We start from the raw sequence: 590 nt of genomic DNA on the forward strand, positions 1-590 counted from the left end.
ACAAAATCTTGGCAAGGCAACCTTGTTTTACGACATGTTTTTGGTTTTCTGACATTACTCCCTTTTCTTTGGAGTGTAATCATTCTAAGAGCCTCAGACATTTCGGTAGATCCATACCACGGTGCAAAGCTCGTAATGTACGTTTGCTTCTTGGTATGGGCTGCAGACAGCGGTGCTTACTTCGCTGGTAAAAGTTTAGGCAAGCGCAAGATGGCACCACATGTTAGCCCAAACAAAACGATTGAAGGTCTTATTGGCGGTATCATCGCGGCACTGATTGTTGGCTGGTTGTTTGCCGATTGGTTCAATATCCAGTTCACGAGCCCAATTCATATGATCATCATTACGTTGATCACGGTCGTGATTTCTGTATTAGGTGATTTAGTCGAAAGCATGTTTAAGCGTGTTTCTGGCATCAAAGACAGCAGTAACATCATTCCAGGCCACGGTGGCGTATTAGATCGCATCGATAGCCTGACTGCTGCATTTCCAGTCTTTGCTCTTCTATACTACGTATTCTAATTTATCGGGAGCGGCTTCATCGCTCCTGAATTTTTCTAACGGTCTTACATCATGCAAAAGTTAACGAT

General features: G+C 43.6%; 1 protein-coding gene. It reads left to right on the forward strand.

The features are described from left to right. The coding region (locus tag R7040_RS28270) for a phosphatidate cytidylyltransferase (protein WP_318097857.1) at positions 1 to 522 on the forward strand (522 nt) is incomplete at its 5' end. Positions 523 to 590: the final 68 nt, after the last annotated feature.

The organism is Vibrio sp. 1069, assembly GCF_033340555.1.